This is a genomic window from Methylobacter sp. S3L5C (genome assembly GCF_022788635.1).
In the GTDB taxonomy this organism is placed as follows: Bacteria; Pseudomonadota; Gammaproteobacteria; order Methylococcales; family Methylomonadaceae; genus Methylobacter_C.
On the sequence record NZ_CP076024.1, the window covers coordinates 851,443 to 870,102 of the forward strand.

17 protein-coding genes and 1 pseudogene are annotated in these 18,660 nt (G+C 42.6%); 14 read left to right on the forward strand and 4 right to left on the reverse strand.

All coding sequences use genetic code 11. The features are described from left to right. Positions 1 to 53: 53 nt before the first annotated feature. Positions 54 to 1,748 carry an ABC transporter ATP-binding protein/permease gene (locus KKZ03_RS04040; RefSeq protein ID WP_243220216.1) on the reverse strand — a complete coding sequence of 565 codons (1,695 nt, stop codon included), beginning with the start codon at positions 1,746 to 1,748 and terminating at the stop codon, positions 54 to 56. 367 nt (positions 1,749 to 2,115) lie between these two features. On the opposite strand from KKZ03_RS04040, the gene KKZ03_RS04045 reads away from it, so the two are divergent. Next, entirely contained in the window at positions 2,116 to 3,030 is a 915-nt protein-coding gene (locus KKZ03_RS04045) for a glycerophosphodiester phosphodiesterase family protein (protein WP_243220217.1), read from the forward strand. A gap of 81 nt (positions 3,031 to 3,111) precedes the next feature. Here the strand turns inward: KKZ03_RS04045 and KKZ03_RS04050 are convergent, their stop codons facing one another. From KKZ03_RS04050 to KKZ03_RS04060, 3 genes are all read right to left on the reverse strand, one after another. After that, positions 3,112 to 3,780, reverse strand: a complete 669-nt coding sequence (locus tag KKZ03_RS04050) for a hypothetical protein (protein WP_243220219.1) — start codon at positions 3,778 to 3,780, stop codon at positions 3,112 to 3,114. 58 nt (positions 3,781 to 3,838) lie between these two features. After that, positions 3,839 to 5,944, reverse strand: a complete 2,106-nt coding sequence (locus tag KKZ03_RS04055; RefSeq protein WP_243220220.1) for an alkaline phosphatase — start codon at positions 5,942 to 5,944, stop codon at positions 3,839 to 3,841. Positions 5,945 to 6,065: 121 nt separating this feature from the next. Then, positions 6,066 to 6,569 carry a hypothetical protein gene (locus KKZ03_RS04060; protein WP_243220221.1) on the reverse strand — a complete coding sequence of 168 codons (504 nt, stop codon included), beginning with the start codon at positions 6,567 to 6,569 and terminating at the stop codon, positions 6,066 to 6,068. Positions 6,570 to 6,937: 368 nt separating this feature from the next. Between KKZ03_RS04060 and KKZ03_RS04065 the strand changes: the two genes are divergently transcribed. The 13 genes and pseudogenes from KKZ03_RS04065 (at position 6,938) to sucD (ending at position 18,348) form a co-directional block, all read left to right on the forward strand. Continuing rightward, entirely contained in the window at positions 6,938 to 7,654 is a 717-nt protein-coding gene (locus KKZ03_RS04065) for an SDR family oxidoreductase (protein ID WP_243220222.1), read from the forward strand. A gap of 428 nt (positions 7,655 to 8,082) precedes the next feature. Beyond that, positions 8,083 to 8,577 (forward strand): hypothetical protein, encoded by a 495-nt coding sequence (locus tag KKZ03_RS04070; protein ID WP_243220224.1) that lies wholly within the window; start codon positions 8,083 to 8,085, stop codon positions 8,575 to 8,577. A gap of 195 nt (positions 8,578 to 8,772) precedes the next feature. After that, entirely contained in the window at positions 8,773 to 9,555 is a 783-nt protein-coding gene (locus KKZ03_RS04075; protein ID WP_243220226.1) for a M48 family metallopeptidase, read from the forward strand. Positions 9,556 to 9,705: 150 nt separating this feature from the next. Continuing rightward, complete coding sequence (gene dapC, locus KKZ03_RS04080) at positions 9,706 to 10,956, forward strand: succinyldiaminopimelate transaminase (protein WP_243220227.1); 1,251 nt, start codon at positions 9,706 to 9,708, stop codon at positions 10,954 to 10,956. Continuing rightward, positions 10,953 to 11,771, forward strand: coding sequence for a 2,3,4,5-tetrahydropyridine-2,6-dicarboxylate N-succinyltransferase (gene dapD / locus KKZ03_RS04085; protein ID WP_243220228.1), 819 nt, complete (start codon positions 10,953 to 10,955; stop codon positions 11,769 to 11,771). Before dapC ends, dapD begins: the two co-directional genes overlap by 4 nt. A gap of 148 nt (positions 11,772 to 11,919) precedes the next feature. Further along, positions 11,920 to 12,396 carry a DUF1456 family protein gene (locus KKZ03_RS04090; protein ID WP_243220229.1) on the forward strand — a complete coding sequence of 159 codons (477 nt, stop codon included), beginning with the start codon at positions 11,920 to 11,922 and terminating at the stop codon, positions 12,394 to 12,396. Positions 12,397 to 12,538: 142 nt separating this feature from the next. Continuing rightward, positions 12,539 to 12,781 carry a hypothetical protein gene (locus KKZ03_RS04095; protein ID WP_243220230.1) on the forward strand — a complete coding sequence of 81 codons (243 nt, stop codon included), beginning with the start codon at positions 12,539 to 12,541 and terminating at the stop codon, positions 12,779 to 12,781. 10 nt (positions 12,782 to 12,791) lie between these two features. Further along, positions 12,792 to 13,178: an arsenate reductase gene (locus tag KKZ03_RS04100; protein WP_243220231.1), complete on the forward strand. Its 387-nt coding sequence runs from the start codon at positions 12,792 to 12,794 to the stop codon at positions 13,176 to 13,178. Positions 13,179 to 13,180: 2 nt separating this feature from the next. Further along, the gene (gene dapE, locus KKZ03_RS04105; RefSeq protein ID WP_243221534.1) at positions 13,181 to 14,308 is read left to right on the forward strand and encodes a succinyl-diaminopimelate desuccinylase; all 1,128 of its coding nucleotides are present in this window, start codon (positions 13,181 to 13,183) and stop codon (positions 14,306 to 14,308) included. A gap of 588 nt (positions 14,309 to 14,896) precedes the next feature. Next, the gene (locus KKZ03_RS04110; protein ID WP_243220233.1) at positions 14,897 to 15,457 is read left to right on the forward strand and encodes a Slp family lipoprotein; all 561 of its coding nucleotides are present in this window, start codon (positions 14,897 to 14,899) and stop codon (positions 15,455 to 15,457) included. Between the two features lie 334 nt (positions 15,458 to 15,791). Beyond that, a complete protein-coding gene (locus tag KKZ03_RS04115; RefSeq protein WP_243220235.1) occupies positions 15,792 to 16,214 on the forward strand; it encodes a hypothetical protein in 423 nt (140 codons plus the stop codon). Positions 16,215 to 16,315: 101 nt separating this feature from the next. Further along, positions 16,316 to 17,485, forward strand: a pseudogene (sucC, locus tag KKZ03_RS04120) (ADP-forming succinate--CoA ligase subunit beta); the annotation flags it as partial. Continuing rightward, positions 17,482 to 18,348: a succinate--CoA ligase subunit alpha gene (gene sucD / locus KKZ03_RS04125; RefSeq protein WP_243220237.1), complete on the forward strand. Its 867-nt coding sequence runs from the start codon at positions 17,482 to 17,484 to the stop codon at positions 18,346 to 18,348. The pseudogene sucC and the gene sucD, both read left to right, overlap by 4 nt. The last annotated feature ends 312 nt before the right edge of the window (positions 18,349 to 18,660 follow it).

Consider the following 18,660-nt stretch of genomic DNA (forward strand, 5'->3'; position numbering starts at 1 on the left):
GTTAGTCGTGAAGTACCAATTATCAAAACTGTCCGAAGTATTGACGTGAAAGCTCACAGAATAATCTTTCGGTGATGAAACGCAATCGCCGTGGGTTGATTGGTAATCGATAGTAAAGCTGCATCAGGTAATTGCTGACAGATAATGCGCAACATTAATACTTCACCATCGGGATCAAGCGAGTCGAAGGCTTCTTGTAAAAGAATCCATTTAGGACGGTACAATAACAATCGCACCAGTCCAAGGCGCTGTTGCTGTTCACGCGTCAACACTTTGTCCCAGGCATCTGTTTGTTCAAGCTGACCTCGTAATTCCTCAAGCCCTGCGAGATTGAGCAACGCATCAATCGAAGCGAAGCTAAATCTTTCAGAAGGAGACGGATAGCAAATAGCGACATGTAAGGTTCCGTCCGGTAAATAAGGGCGTGGCGGCATAAAAAACAGGGGCTCGCCATCCGGCAATTCAATACTGCCTCGCCCCCAAGGCCAGAGACCGGCAATCGCTTTAAAAAGTCTGGCTCCTGTAAAAACATCACCAGAAATTAGTACACGTTCACCCGGTCTGATTTCGGCATTTAGACCACAGATCATGACTTTGCCATCAAGTTGTGAGATACACAAATCATGAAAGCTTAAAGTGGACTTATCGGGCCTTTCCAACAAAATTCGTTGCGGATCAGGACGCGCTATTTCCAGCTCCAAATCCTCCAAAGCCTTGACCAATCCTAAAACACGTTCAACCGAGGCACGCCATTGCGCAATGGGAGCCATATTATTGACTGGCCAGGACAATGCAGCAGACATTTGTTGAAACGCCTGCACAGCCTGCATCAACGCACCGAGAGTAAGACTCCCGAGAATATAGCGTGGCGCAGCGATCAGGATAGGGAACGCCATGGACAACACACCATAGCCTGAGTTGAAGAGTAAAATATTCACCCAGGCTTGGGTTTGATGTTCATACAAAGCAGTAATATTTTGAAAAAGATTAAGAAATCGTCTTTTTTCGTTAGTCTCGCCATGAATCAGGGCAATTGCCTGCGAATTTTCACGCGCTCTGACCAACCCAAAGCGAAAATTGGCTTCAGCAGTTTGCATCGCATTGGTGGTCAATGTTAAAGGCCGACTTGCCCACCAACCCAAAACGGAAGCGAGGGCTGAATAAATTATCGCTACCCAGACCAAATAGCCATGAACAGGAAATTCAAACGCTCCCAAATCCAGAATAAATACCCCGGAAAGCTCCCAGAGAATACTGGTAAAACTAATGAGTAACAGCAAGCTATAAAATAGCGAATGACAAAGAGTAATGGCTTCATCAGTTGCAATACGGATATCTTCAGCTATCCGGCCATCAGGGTTGTCATGATCGACTGTTTGTATATGAGAAATCAGGTAATGACGACCGTTGTTCATCCACTGACCGATTACACGCTCTGTCAGCCAGGATCTCCAGCCGATTTGCAAATGCCGCTTTACTTTCATATGCATGGCAGTGACAGCCATACTGGTTGCAAAAATCAAAACCAGATAGCTAACCTGTACCAATAGCCCGGACATGGAGTGCTGTTCAAGGGCATTAAACAGTGCTGCACTCCATTCCGTAATAATGACTGCAAGAGCCATCTGCAAGACAGTAAGAACGATTAAAGCCAACGTCTGATTGCGGATAACAGCCTTATTCTCAGAATTCCAAAAGGGGCCAGCTAACCGTAAAAATTGAATAAAAAATCCATTTTGACCTTGCATAGATTATTCTCCGCATTGAGATGAAATAAATACATTAACCACAGCATCATTTTATTAATGCTGACGTGTATCTTTTTACTTATTATTATTTTTAGAAGAGATCATTATAAAAATAACTTCCTGTTCTTTTACCTCAAGCTGGAAGCCCCATGCTTCTAACTATCGATTAAATTTTCAGCACCTTGGCGTGCCGCCATTATTTTACTGATAGTATCATTATAACAAGCTAGTCTTATAATTTTGGTCTGAAAGTTGTTAATATTAGCCGTTGATGACACTAAATATATTAATCTGGAATCATCGCCCGCTGATTATCCGGTATATTAATTCTTGGGTATTACCTTAAAACATTTAAATGGTTTTAAATATGATGTCATTACGTACGCCAAATGGAATACCCACCGACATTTTAAATATAGCCCACCGGGGAGCGAGGGCATTTGCACCGGAAAATACCTTGGCCGCCTTTCAAAAGGCCAAGCTATTTGCTTGTCAGATGTTCGAAATGGATGTTCGTTTGTCAAAGGATAGAGAATTAATCGTTCATCACGACGAACAATTAACCCGCTGTACTGATGTTAAATTAAAATTTCCAGACCGCAAGACTTTTTATGTCGAAGATTTTACTTACGATGAATTGATAACTCTGGATGCCGGTAGCTGGTATGTCGAACAATTATCTTTGCCTGCATTACAAAGACAGGAATTTTTACAATCATTAACAGATGAAGAAATAACCCGGTTTGTAACTTCGCAAGATATTCAGCTTTATGCCTCCGGCAACATAAAGATTCCAACATTAAAACAGACGCTGGAATTTGCCAGGCATGCCGAAATAATGGTTAATGTTGAACTTAAAACGCCGCCTAATGTGACGACAGAACTGGCAGAAGCGGTTGTCAAATTGGTTGAATTGATGAAAATGGATGATCAGGTTGTGATTTCATCATTTGCCCATGATCAGTTAAAAACAGTACGTCAGCTCACAAAAACCATCGCCATTGCCATTTTAACCAGTGACAAAATTGAAAACCTGACTGACTATCTACGCTTACTGGACGCCGATGCCTATCATCCCAATTGCTATAGTGAACCCGATTCAACAGGAAGCCGAAAACTGAACGGGTACGGAATTACTTCGGTTCGAAGTACCGGTCGCTATGTCAATGGTTGGACGTGCAACAATAAAGACGATATGCGCCAGCTAATCACTGCCGGCGTGACCGGTTTGATTTCCGACTTTCCTAATCGAGTACAAGATATTTTGTTGGAATATGAATGACCTGTTTACCAATAAAAAAAGCGGCGGCAAGATTACCTTACCACCGCTTTTTCAGATTGCCGGTATTAAGCTCGTAACGATTTAAACTTTTGTATTGCGACGTGAAAAACCCAAAAATCCCATCAGCGCAGAACCGAACAACCATACCGCACCCGGGACAGGCACCGCGGCTACGTTAATGGAAACATTATCATAAACAGCACCACCGACCAATAGCACATCCACCACTCCCTGAAGCGGGGCAGACAAAGTCGCTGAAAAAATACCGGCAGACAGGGTATAGGCCACTGATCCTATGGCATTACCGTTAATATCCAAAAAATCAAGTGTCGGATTGTAGTATCCGCCGAATGATGAGCCGTCATAACTACTGGCATTTAGGGAAAAACTCGCAAGATTGAAAATGCCACCGAGATGCATCATAACGGGTTGATCACGCGCATCCAGACCATTGGATTGTGCATAGGCACCATCCAAACTGGCTCCGTTAGCAACAACGACCGCTGATGCAGTGGTATCAATCTGCCAATGCTCTGAGCCAGCAATATCAATACCATCAACATCCTTACTTGGTAAGAAAGACACATTGTTAAAAGTAATACCCAAATCAATCGCTGTAGAATCAGAATTGGCATTTGTGCCGGCAACCAGACTATCAAAGTTCATGGTAGCAGCCAGTACAGGTTGGGTCAGCATCAAACCCAATGCCAGACCAATCAAAGCTTTTTTATTCTTAACGTGATAAAACATTTTATATAATCTCCAAAAAGAGGACAGATAATCTGCCCTCGATTGCTAAAGTAGTAACTTATTTAGTTGTACCACCAACCACTGCTTTCATAACAGCAAAGAAAACGTCAGTGTTGTCGATAGTACCGCCCAGTTCGCCGGCACCACGACCATAAGCTGTCAGCGGAATGTCGCCACCCGTGTGAACTGCTTGTGCGCCAGGAACCTGACCTGTTACAAAGTAACCATCATTTTGCTGGAAAGGACGACTGGCAGCAGTATCAGAAACGTTGTTACGCGGATACGCATTAAGCGGCGCAACATTATTTCCTGGTTGTTGTGAATCGTTGCTTGGATACGAACGAGTGCGGAAGTTTTCATAATGATCAGCACCTGCGCCATAACCTATTAGCAACTTGTTGTCTGGATCCCAAACACTTGGGTAACCATCGGCAGCAATAGTGTATTTAGGGAAACCGGCTGCGGCGTAAGTACCAACAACATTGTTACGAAGTTTAGGCTGACCGTTAGTATCAATCGTATTACCACTGGCTAAAATCTCGGCTTGCAAAGCAGCATCGGATTTGGTCGAAGCACCAATGATAGCTGCGCCTGAACATTCGTGATCGGCAGTAACATAAACCAAAGTATCAGGATGTGCATGACCAGCAAAATCTCCGGTACCATCAACATAGTCTCTCGCTTTTTGTACTGCTTTATCGAACTCAATGGTATCGACCATAAAACGGGTACTATCCATTTCATGAGATTGCTTATCGATTGACGCGCCTTCTACCATTAATACGAAACCGTTGGGGCTGTTGGCATCCAATACTTGCAAAGCTTTGGTTGCCATTTCATCCAACATCGGTTGATCAGGAAAGCCATAATCCTCAACGATGGTAGTCGTTGCAGAAGCCGTTGGGAAAACACCGCGACGTCCGTCCATCTTGTCTTTGGCAATATTCATATTGGACAATGAAAACAAGCCCAACAATTTAGCAGGCGTACCTACATTAGCCAGTGCCGTGTGATCAGCCGCGTAAGTCCAACCTGCAGTTTGGAAGTTGGCAAGCAGATCACGACCGGTGTCGATAGCACCCACGGCGGCATTCCAGCCAGCTTGAATATCTGCCGGTAATGTGTAATCAGAACTGGTGGCACGAGCAGAACCTGTGAATGACGTTCCACCGAAACCATTGCCGAAAGCAGTACCGCTTGGGAGAAACCATTTACGGCCTCCGCCCATCAGCACGGTTAAACCTGTATTAGCTGAATCATCCAAAAATTGGTCAACAATACCGGTACCATTACCACGGTTAGAGGTATGAATTGCATTGGCTGCAGGCGTTGCATCAAATACGTCAGCAGTCGTCACGATACCCAGTTTCTTGCCTTGAGTACGAGCCAGAAATTCAGACATGTACTCCATACGAGGACCATCAAATGCAGCAGTCGTATCATCCGGCCATACACCTTCTTGACCCGAGTTGGCTTTGTTGCCATTGACATAGTTAGCCATGCCGGGCGCAGAGTCAGTAACTTGAGTATCCAACGAGGCGGTCATAATCATGGCAGTATTAGTGAAACTGTCCATAGCCAATTTTTTGTTGGCTTTGCCTTGTGCATAACCATTTTGGACAATACGTGCAGCAGTACGATGGCTTGCACCCATTCCGTCGCCCAACATAATAATGACATTTTTGACTTTACGGCCGGCTTGAGTAATTCCGACCACTTCAAAACTACCCGTAGCGGTAACGGTCGTGTTATCACTTTGAGTGGCAACTGCAGTTAACGTCCGGATACCTGAAACCTGGTTTGAATAGCCACGTACCGAAGCAACGACCGCGTTAGCTATCGTACCAGTAATAGCCGTCGCAGGAACCAGAGAGGTTTTAACGCCGGCAGCAGGCGCTGTATTGGCGACACCAACCGAAGCACTGTCAACAAAAAATTCAACTTTAGTGATGGTCTTTCCACTGTCTGGGCGCACAGTTGCCTGTAGATCGAAGCGTTGCCCTTGAATAAAACGGGAAATCATCGGGGTTGAAGTAGCGCCATTAGTTGCAAACAACTGGCTGGGTGGCGTCAAACGACTGATAGTAAGAGCATTGGCGCAACCCACACCAGTAGCAAGAATGCCGGCAATAGCGAAGCCCAGCAGATGGTTACGGTTTTTCATAAAAACTCCTGATTTTGTGATTAAAGTTTCATAAGTCGAAAAAGCAAAAACTCCCTGGATGGAACATATCTTCTGAACTATTAGCACTAACAGTGCTAACTACAGATTCATGTAAGTAGTATTATTCAACAAAAATTTGAGCAGGAACCTGATCCAAAAGTAGCCTAACGTAAGAAATACGCCCATTACTCTCTTCCTTCGCTCCAAGCTGCAAGGTTCCTACCAGATCCCACATGCCGGGACGATAAGCTAGAATTTTTGCCGTATCTTCGGCAGGCATATGGACAAATACTGTCGCTCCCGGCAGGTCATCGGACGGACCATCTTCTTTTTCAGGGATGTTTACAGGTACCAAGGTCACCATAAAAATCCCGGCAACCGGATCTTCGGCCTTGACCATGAAACCCTTAATATGAACTCGCTTATCTTTTAAGCTTAGTAACTTGGATGTCGGCTCCAGTCCGTTCGGTCCAATGGGTAATTTATAAAATTCACGAAAACTCAACTCGGTTGCAGTTGATTTAACTGTACTAATCTGATCACCATTTTTGGTTGCTTGTTGAGTACAGCCCAAAAGTAATAGAGAGGTGACCAATACAAAAAAACTTGATTTTTTTATTAACATTTACAAAAACTCTTTTATTGCCAGATTACTGTTCACCAGCTACGAATCATCGAAGCGGTTTAAACGGATTGGATTTTTTACAAATTACATAGGCTAATTTAGCCAATACACAATAGCTTCGTTACAAGAAATTTATGCGACGGCAGTATTAACGTTTTATGAAATGTAATACATTTTCTCAAAAATCTTTTTTCTGCTTCAATTTTTTTATATCGTTTAAATTATTTTTTGCCCTGTGCATTGCTTATGCGACGGAGTATTTTCGAGATTTGAAATGGCGAAAATACAAGGAAACAACTACCCTATAACTTTATTTTCTAAATTCAAAAAAGCCGATATATTGGTTAATCAACTCAAAAATTTTATTTATGCAAATATTAAAAGATAAGAACGTCCTTATAGTCGGAGCTACTGGTAGCATTGGTAGTAAAACAGCTGCTTTGCTGGCAGGCAGCGGTGCTCATCTCTTTTTAGCAGGCAGAAATAAAGAGCAATTAGAAACCGTTGCTGCCGCTTGCAAAGTATCCGCTGAACGATATTTTGTTTTAAATAGCTCCCAACCTGACTCGGTAAGCGAGCTGAAAGAAAAATATTTCCAGCAATTTGCCACCATTGATATTTTGATTAATGCCGCCGGCATTGGCATCATTAAATCAATGGACACGTTGGATGAAACTGATTTTCTAAATACATTACAGGCTAATTTGGTCGTTCCTTTCTTGCTGATGAAATCATTTTTACCCGCCATGAAAGCAACCAAGACAGGACTGATTATCAATATTCCAGGCGTGTTGGGTAAAGTACCCATGGCTGGTGCAGCCGCTTATTGCGCCAGCAAATACGGACTGGTAGGCATGATGCAAAGCATCCGGGAAGAAGTAAAACGTACCGATATTCGTATCACCAATTTATTTCTGGGCGGTGTGGACTCTGCTTTTTGGGATAATATTGACCTGAAAGTACAGCGGGAAAAAATGATTCAAGCTGAGGAAGCGGCCAAAGCCATCTGGTTTTTATGCCAGCAACCCGATAGTGGTGTAGTCAGTGAGATGGTGCTACAGCCGTTTAATCACCAAGTTATTTGAAAAATTACTGCCATCTAAAAAAATTGATCACTACCGTACTTCACCTTTGCCCCCCAACTTGTTCACTATAACGAGGTTCTGACTAACAATAGATCAGATCCTCGTGACCACCCTATCATGTCAATTTTACTTTTAAAAACAAGCTGATTTCGTTAACGAATTCAAACTTTTCTTCGCTATTTCATTATCCGCAGATGCTTCTGCACAGCGTATCAAATTACGAAAAAATCATTTTTTAATCTGTTAAGTTTGATGACACATCAATCCTCATTTTTTTTATAACTGAGTAGTTACAGCAGGATTTACCTCATTCATTTCTGTTTTACCGGTAAAGGCCAAGTAACCATGCTGTTAATTCGTTATAATTAAAATATTTTCTGTCGCGGACACCCATAGAACGCGACTATCACCTTAATAGAGATGAAAACATGTCACTAAAAAAAAAATTCCTGAGTGTATTGGTTATTTTATTAGCGGTATTAAGTAACCCGATACAAGCCGGGCAAGCCGATTTAAAACCTTTTTCAACCGGAAGCTATCAGGAGATACTGGCGAACAATGCCAACCAGCCTTTTATGATGGTAGTCTGGTCCATAACCTGCTCATCCTGCCTTAAAGATATGCCCTTATTAAGCCTTATCCATAAAAAAAGACCTGAACTAAAAATAATCATGCTGGCAGCCGATGATATTTCCGAAGTTGAGCAAATTCAGTCGATCCTGAAAAAAAACCAGTTAGCCGATATTGATAATTGGGTTTATGCCGATGAAAACACACAAAAATTACAATTTGAAATCGATCCAAAATGGTATGGCGAATTGCCCAGAACTTATTTTTTCGATAAGACACATCAGCGCGAAAGTATTAGTGGCGTGTTATCAGAAGAAGACTATAACAACCGCTTAATAAAAATTTTAAAATAGCAGTCAGATGCAAAGCCTTCGGAAATGATTACTTTACAGAATGGTTATTGCAACATACTCTGCAAAGTACCTGATTATGCTAATTATGGGGCGTATTCATAGTCCTACTCTGAAATTAAGAGCTACATTTTTCAGCCACAGATAAAAACTTGCGTTAAAATGGCCGCTATTATAAAACTAATGGTGCTTATTTTTATGTTCAAAACAAAATTTTCTGTTCTGATAGCTGCCTGTCTATTAAGTGCCTGCATCACCAGTCCTACCGGCAGAAGCCAATTTATTGTCATGCCTGACACGCAAATTAACCAAATGGGCTTGCAGGCTTTCGACACCTTAAAAAAAGAAAAACCAGCCAGCACCAACAGTCAATATAATCAGCTTGCCAGCTGTATTTCACAAGCCATCACCAGCCAATTAGGCGGCCAGTGGGAAGTCATTGTTTTTGAAGATACATCACCCAATGCTTTTGCCTTGCCCGGCAATAAAATTGGCATACACTCCGGAATGATCACACTGGTTGATACTCAGGATCAACTGGCGGCGGTCATTGGTCATGAAGTCGGACATGTACTCGCCAAACACAGCAATGAAAGGGCATCGCAAGAAATGGCTGTCAGTCAGGGCATGGCCATGATTCAGGCAATGGGCTCTCCGCAATCCGCTTTAGGTCAGACGGCCTTTGGCCTGCTGGGTGTCGGTGCAGAATATGGCATACTGATGCCTTATAGCCGAATACAGGAAAGTGAAGCGGATATAATCGGTGTCGATTTAATGGCAAAAGCAGGCTTTGATCCAAAACAAAGCATCGCCCTATGGCAAAAAATGGAACAGGCATCACAAGGCCAACAACCAGTAGAATTTTTGTCAACGCATCCGGCACACGCCTCGCGTATTCAAAATTTGGAGCAACACATGCCACAGGCCTTAATTTTGTATCAACAAGCGCAAGCCGCAGGTAAAAAACCTGGATGTAAATAAACAATAATCCAGTGGCAGTAGAGATCTATAGTCCCTTATCATTCAGAAAAAAAGACTATGATAAAAAATTTCACAAGAAATTTACTGCCTTTATTTTCCTGTTTTCTCAACCAGGAAAAGAAATTTTTTTAAACTGTGGGCAACGTAGTAATGACTCCTAACTTAAAATACTTACATCCTTACCCGTTTGAAAAGCTGGCTCAACTTAAATATGGTATTGTGCCACCGGCAAACAAGCATCCTATTGTTCTATCCATAGGAGAACCAACTCATACCACTCCGCATTTTATTGCCGAGGCGCTATTAATCCATTTACATGGATTATCCAACTATCCAACGACAAAAGGCATCCCTGAGCTAAGGCAGGCTATTGCTGACTGGATTACGAGGCGCTTCCAGATTCCTGAAGAATTTATTAACCCTGAAACGCAAATTTTGCCGGTCAGCGGCACCCGCGAAGCCTTGTTTTCTTTCGCCCAATGTGTGATTGATCCAAACACAAGCCCGGTAGTCATTATGCCCAACCCGTTTTATCAGATTTATGAAGGCGCAGCACTACTAGCAGGGGCAGAACCGTATTTTTTAAACACCCTGGAAGCCACGAATTATTTACCGGATTTTGATGCCGTACCTGAAGCAATATGGCAACGCTGCCAGTTAATTTATATCTGTTCTCCCGGCAATCCCAGCGGTGCAGTGATCTCGCAAGCCAGCCATGAAAAACTCCTTAATCTGGCGGAAAAGTATGATTTTGTTATTGCCTCCGATGAATGCTATACCGAACTCTATGACGACGAAAACCAGCCCCCTGTTGGTTTGCTGCAAACAGCTTATCATATGGGTAACACGACATTTAAACGCTGTGTTGTTTTCCATAGCTTATCCAAGCGCTCCAACGCCCCAGGCTTAAGGTCCGGCTTTGTTGCGGGTGATGCCGATATTCTGCAACAATATTTTCAATACCGTACCTATCAGGGCTGTGCCATGCCTCTACCCACCCAACATGCCAGTATTAAAGCTTGGCAGGATGAAAGGCACGTTATTGAAAATCGGCGTTTATACCGTGAAAAATTCTCGGCTTTTATCGCCATTCTTGCTGACGTTTGCAAAATTGAGAGACCACCTGCCGGATTTTATGTCTGGTTGAAAATCCCCCAGCCTTTGGAGTCCACCTTTGACAAAGAGGGATTGAGGGAGATTTCAGACACCGCTTTTGCCCAACAGCTTTTTGCCCGGGAAAACATCACCGTTCTGCCAGGCAGTTTCTTGTCACGTGAATTTGATGGCATAAATCCGGGGGTCAATCATGTCAGAATAGCCTTGGTTGCACCACTGGAGGATTGTATAGAAGCTGCCCATCGAATTAAAAACTTTCTTAACACCTTATATATAACACCATGAATCACCTAAAAAACATTATAGAATCCGCTTTTGAACAACGTAACGATATTACTCCTGCTAACGTTTCAGCTGAAATCCGCAATGCAGTTATCGAAACCATTAACCTGCTTGATAAAGGTACTCTAAGGGTCGCCGAAAAAATCGACGGCGAATGGATAACGCATCAATGGTTAAAAAAAGCCGTATTATTATCCTTCAGAATTAACGAAAACCGTATGATGGATGGCGGCAACACCCGTTATTACGATAAAGTTGAATGTAAGTATTCAAATTATACCGAGGAAGATTTCGCCAAGGCCGGGGTACGCGTTGTACCCAACGCCGTTGCCCGTCATGGCTCCTACATAGCGCCCGGCGCAATATTGATGCCGTCTTATATTAACATCGGTGCTTATGTCGATAGCGGCACGATGGTTGATACTTGGGTAACCGTCGGTTCTTGCGCACAAATTGGTAAAAACGTGCATCTTTCTGGTGGTGTAGGCATTGGTGGCGTATTGGAACCGTTACAGGCAGGCCCTACCATTATTGGCGACAACTGCTTTATCGGTGCACGTTCAGAAATTGTTGAAGGCGTTGTCGTTGAAGATGGTTGCGTTATTTCAATGGGCGTATACATTGGCCAAAGCACCAAAATTTTTAACCGTATGACCGGTGAAGTCAGCTTCGGACGTATTCCTGCAGGATCTGTGGTCGTATCCGGCAATTTGCCTTCAGCAGACGGTAGCTATAGCTTATATTGTGCAGTTATCATCAAACAGGTTGATGAAAGAACACGTAGCAAAACCGGAATTAATGAGCTATTAAGGGATTAATTATACCGGCCGGGTTAACCTTAACTTAATCCGGCCACTGCTACTGAATCACCGGGGAGTTATCTACGCTACGCATGAAATACAGGTAAATTCCTTCATCGCAGCCGGATAACATACCTAAAAACACTACCCAATAAAAAATAAGTTTATGATTAATAATGATGTATTACGCCGGGTTCGCTACGCTTTGGATCTAAACGACCAAGCCATGATTGATATTTTTGCCTTGGGCGATACCGAGATAAGTCGGGATGATTTACTCAACGTACTTAAAAAAGATAATCAGGAAGATTATGTCGAACTTGATAATCAACTGATGGATGCTTTTTTAAAAGGTTTAATTATTTATAAAAGAGGGAAATTGGATGAGCAACCCGGGCAAGTGAAAAAGCCGTCGGTGCCGGTAACCAATAATAGTATTCTCAAAAAACTAAGAATCGCCTTAAACTTTAAAGAAGACGATATGCTTAACACCTGGAAACTGGCTGATTTTGAAATATCCAAAGGTGAACTCAGTGCTTTTTCCAGACAAAAAGGCCATAAAAATTACCGGGAATGCGGCGACCAAATACTGAGAAATTTTTTACAAGGCCTGACTATTCATTTTAGAAATCCAAGCGAATAAACTGCCGTTAAACAGCAAAGAGCCTGTAGACTATAAAATGCTATCCGGACAGCCTCTTAGGTAAAGTAGATAAAAAAGGCCTTGCCAACCAAGCTGATTAACCACTTTTAATTTTTTTCTTAACCTTAACCACACTTATACCATGACTGAAAAAATCTCAAGTAATGCCATGATTTACGCCACACTGGCCCTTAACAGTGAAGTAGACCTACAACGAGAATATCTGGAATCCGATGATATTCTTGAAGATGACCGCGAAAACGAAGAAGAAATTCTGGCCGATCTCGAACAAGCCTTTATGGAATTTGTCGACCTGTATAAAAATCGTTGTAAAACTGACAAAGAATTACCCAGCATTGATGAGTTATTAAACAGCCAATTATAAGCACAAAGCCATGTACACGCTTTACGGCATAAAAAACTGCGACACCGTCAAAAAAGCGCGGCAGTGGCTGGATCAAAACGGCATAGCCTATCAGTTCCATGATTTTCGGACTGATGGGCTAACCTCGGTACAGCTCAATAACTTTGCCACGCGCGTAGACTGGAACACCTTACTTAATCGCAGCAGTACCAGTTGGCAACTCAGTGCGGAGCAACAAAGCGATTTAACAGCAGAAAAAGCAATCGCATTGATGGTAAACACCCCAACCCTTATTAAACGTCCGGTTTTAGATACCGGCGATAAACTGATTATTGGCTTTACTACCAAGGACGGAGGCTATGCTGCACACCTGCCGGAAGCCGGTAAAGTAAAACCCGACCATAACCAAACCGAATGACTATGAGTGAAACCCTGGAACTTCTTAAAGACCTTGTTAGCAGGGAATCAGTCACGCCTGAAGATGCCGGTTGCCAGGATGTTATTGCGGAACGCTTAACCCGACTAAATTTTAAAGAAGAACGTCTGGATTTTAATGATACTAAAAATATCTGGCTTAGACGTGGCGATGTAAAGCCGTTGTTTACCTTTCTTGGCCATACCGATGTTGTACCGCCGGGGCCTTTAGATGCATGGTTATCACCACCGTTTGTGCCGACTGTTCGTGATGACAAGCTCTATGGCCGTGGCACCGCTGATATGAAAGGCGGCATTGCCTGCTTTATTACGGCCGTTGAGCGTTTTATCACCAAACATCCCGACCATAAAGGCTCTATTGCCGTTATGTTGACCAGTGATGAAGAAGGTATCGCTACCAATGGCGTGGTTAAAGTGGTGGAAATACTGGAACAACGTCATGAAAAAATTGACTGGTGTCTGGTAGGTGAACCTTCCAGCGATAAAAAGATGGGGGATGTCATTCGTGTCGGTCGACGCGGCTCTTTGTGCGCCAAATTAACCGTTATTGGTGTTCAGGGGCATGTCGCCTATCCTGAAATGGCAGACAATCCGATTCATACCTTTGCCCCGGCATTAAAAGAACTAACCGAAGAAATCTGGGATCACGGTAATGTTTTTTTTCCACCGACCAGCCTGCAAGTTTCAAATATCAATGCCGGAACCGGCGCGGAAAACATTATCCCGGGCTTTGCAGAAGTACAGTTTAACCTGCGTTTTTGCACCGAATTAAACGAAGAAACCATTAAGCAACGCACCTGCGCCATTCTTGATAAATACGGCTTTAAATACGAGATAATATGGCGCTTGTCCGGCAATCCTTTCTTAACTGAAAAAGGCCAATTAATCGATGCTACCCATGCCGCCATTAAATCGGTAACCGGCTTTGATACGCTGGATGATACCGGCGGTGGCACCTCGGATGGACGCTTTATTGCACCAACCGGCGCACAAGTAGTTGAATTGGGGCCATTGAATGAAAGCATTCATAAAATCAATGAAAATGTGACCATAGGAGACTTGACGATTTTAACCAATATCTACGAGCAAATATTGGTTAATTTACTGGTGTAGCCGACTTTACAAATCACTAACGAAGCTGTGTATTCCGTTCTACCAATACGGACTCTTGGCTTGCTAAAGAATTAAAACCATTATCATCACGAAGGTGGCGAGGTATATTTATTCATATCCTTCGTGATAAATAAAATATTTTTTGTGACAATAATACTAACATGCTATAACAAGCATCAGACGTAACCTGGAATAAGACCGCCAAGCCGTCTGGAGCTTATCGTAGGTCGTAGTAACGTTTGCTGCATTCACACGATGTATGCAGGAAACGCTTGTTCTCGCTTACGCTTTAAAAAGCCTTATTCCAACCTATCGGTTTCTGATATTGGTTATATAGATTTTCAGATAAATAATTTCCATGCTGACAGATACAATCCCTTGAAGGAATGTTATCTGTGTGGACTTACCGCGATATAAATTGGAAGTTTAATTTCTGAGAGTCTAAATACTGGAATCAAACTCTTTAAAAAATTCACAAAAATCGATGATTTCGGCTACCTCATAGTTATTCTGAATCGGGAAACATACGATGATAAAAGCCGGAGATCAGTACCTATAAACAAATAGTTATTTCTATGAGAGGGTATTATGAAACGTTATTTATTATCCATCTATCTGTTGTTATTGAGCGCTTGCTCAAATCTCCCACCGGCAATTGAGGACCCGCCTTTATTTGATCTTTTGTATAGTCAGGCAACCCAGAAAATTTCCCAGTATAAAGAAGCGCCTGTAAGATGGGGCGGCATTATTATTGATGTGGAAAATGAACAAAACTTCAGTCTTGTTCAAGTATTATATTACCCCCTTAACAGCTATGGTCGACCACGACTGGATCAACCCAACAAAGGACGTTTTATTTTTAAAAGCGCCGAGTTTCTGGATCCGGCTGTTTATACAAAAGACACAGAGGTTACTGTTGCCGGAACACTTAAAGGCGATATCGAACGTTCTGTTGGAAAAAAAATACTTCGATTGCCCGTCATTTCAGCTACCACTATCCATCTGTGGCCAGTTTATGTACCCGTTAATTATTATGGTTACGATGGTTATGGCGGCTATGGCTATCGTGGTTTTGGCTATGGTTACCCTTATTACGGATACTATGGCTATTACCCCCGTTATTGGGGGGGGTACTATTATCCTTATTGATGTAAAAATCAATCCAGCGGCTTGATAGCTGTAAGCTAAAGATGGGAATAACGTTCAGAATGCTTTAGCCGTTATTAACTATAACGGCTAAAGAAAGTATTTTTCAGCTTATTAATTATCGATAAAAGGTATAAATACTGCCTGGTTATAGCAATAAATAAGCATACACCGATTAATTTATCAAAAAGATGTTGTTTATTAAACGATTAAGAACTTAACTAGATCGTTGGCTTCTGGTATATTCGGTTGCTGGCGATTTAATTAACTAAACTGACCGGATGCGTCTCTTCGGCCGGTAACAATAAAAAATAAATTTAAGAGTTGGAGAGCGGTTATGTTTGAAGTGTTGTTTATATTAACTACAATTTTTGTTGCTTATGTTGTTTATGAAGTGGTAAATGAAAAAAAATCAGTACCTAAACCTGAAGCGCCAAAAGTATCTGTAGAACAACCTGTGCCTGAAACCATTGTCGAAAAAATTAAACCGACAAAAATTAAATCGGCAGCTCTTAAAAAAACCACACCTAAAGCAGCAACTCAAAATATAGTTAAAAAAGGCTTACGCGACCCAAAAACCGGAGAAGTAGCCACTACCTATAATAACTATCGTTTCACCAAGCGCTGGATAAAAGATGCCTTGGTTACCGAAGGTTTACTTGAAAAAGTCTATAAAAATAACGAACTGGATCCTGTAATTGAAGCATTAATAAAAAGTGCCCTGATTAAACTTGAAGCCATCGATAACTATAAGCCTTAGGTGATATCCGGGAGGCTGTACGAAAGCTGCCTAGGTAAATCATGGCGTCGATGTAAAAACTTAAAAAAACTTGCCGGACTTTACCGGTCAATCAGGAGCAACAAATGAATATTCATGAGTATCAGGCCAAACAGTTGTTTCAGATTTATGGAATACCTGTACCCGATGGAAAGCAGGCGACAACGCCAGATAATGCCGAACAGATTGCCCGCGAGTTAGGCGGCGATGCTTGGGTTGTTAAGGCTCAGGTACATGCAGGAGGCAGAGGTAAAGTCGGCGGCGTAAAACTGGCTAAAAATTTGGCTGAAGTCGCCGGATTTAGTCGGGATATGTTGGGCAAACGACTGGTTACCATTCAGACCGATAGCGCAGGATTACCTGTCAATTCTCTGTTAATAGAGAAAATGTACCCGATTAAACGTGAATTATATCTGAGTATGCTGATTGACAGAGCCAGTGAACGTATCAGTTTTATCGCCTCGGCAGCGGGTGGCATGGATATAGAAACGATTGCCCATGAATCGCCTGAACAAATTACTTCGGTACACGTTCATCCTGCCGCAGGCTTAAAAGTCTATCAATGCCGGAAAATTGCCTACACATTGGGTCTTAAAGGATCGCAAATCAAGGCGTTGGAAAAAATAATGCAAGGCATGTATAACTTGTTTTTAGCCAAAGATGCCAGTCAAATTGAAATTAACCCGCTAATAGAAACCGAGAGCGGCGATTTATTGGCATTGGACGCTAAAATTAACTTTGATGATAACGCGGTAGCCATTCATCCTGATATTTTAGCGATGAAAGATCCTGCCCAGGAAGATGACAAAGAAAACCACGCCCAGCAATTTGGGCTAAATTATATTACCTTGAAAGGTAATATAGGCTGCATGGTTAATGGTGCAGGACTGGCAATGGCCACTATGGATCTGGTTAAATTAAAAGGTGGCCAGCCTGCAAATTTTCTTGATGTTGGCGGCGGTACCAATGTTGAAAAAGTCTGTGAAGCATTCAAGTTGATTCTGTCTGATACCAGTGTAAAAGCGGTACTGGTCAATATTTTTGGTGGCATCGTGCAGTGTGACGTTATCGCAGCGGGTATTTTGGCCGCTATAGAACAGATTGACGTTACCGTACCTGTGGTAGTGCGTCTGGAAGGTACCAATGTCGAAGAAGGCAGGGCTTTATTGAGTAATACAGGCCATAACATATACGCTGCAAATGATTTGGCACAAGCGGCAGAACAAGTAGTTGCTTTGGCGGAGATGGCATGAGCATTTTAATAAATAAAGACACTAAAGTTATTTGCCAAGGCTTTACCGGTAAACAAGGCACGTTTCATTCCCAACAAACCCTGGACTACGGCACCCAATTAGTGGGAGGCGTTACTCCTGAACGTGGTGGCGATATCCACTTGGGATTACCAGTTTTTAATACCGTTCAAGATGCCGTTAACAGCACCGGCGCTTCCGCCAGCGTAATTTATGTACCGCCTTTTTACGCAGCGGATGCCATTCTGGAAGCCGTAGATGCTGGTATCAAACTCATCGTTTGTATTACCGAAGGCATTCCCATTTTACAAATGTTGCGGGTCAAAGCGGCAATGGCCAATACGGGAGCCTTATTAATCGGCCCCAACTGTCCGGGGATTATCACCCCTGGCGAATGTAAAATTGGCATTATGCCGGGTAAAATTCACTTACCCGGGTCTATCGGTATAGTGTCACGCTCAGGTACCTTAACCTATGAATCAGTTCATCAAACGACTCAGCAAGGTCTTGGACAAAGTACCTGTGTAGGTATCGGCGGTGATCCAATTCATGGTATGAACTTTGTCGATGTACTCAGTCGTTTTCAGGCGGATGACCAAACCAAAGGTATCATCATGGTTGGTGAAATAGGTGGCAGCGAAGAAGAAGATGCCGCTGAATACATTAGATCTTACGTGACTAAACCCGTTGTTGCCTATATCGCGGGACAAACCGCCCCTGCCGGAAAACGCATGGGCCATGCAGGTGCCATTGTAACTGGCGGAAAAGGCACTGCGACAGGAAAAATTGCTGCATTAAAAGCGGCCGGGATTGAAGTTTGTTTATCACCAACTGATCTTGGCGTAGCCATGAAAGGTTGCTTGTAAAAAAACCATAACCGCTAAATCTATAGATTCTCAAATAAATAATTTCGATACTATCAGATACCATCCCTTCAAGGGATGTTATCTGTATGAGCTTAAAGCGACGTTTATTGGAAATTTAATTTCTTAAAATTCATACAATAATTTTAAAGAGTATCAACACGAAGAAATAAACTTCGTATCTTCGTGTTTTTGATCCGATCATGGCTTTCCAGCTCAACCCGCGTTCTAACGGTTCTTGATCCATAGCCAGTCTTTGTGACTTTTTATAATTACCACAACCTTCTTGTCTCCAGTCAAGTCATCGGTCTTTTT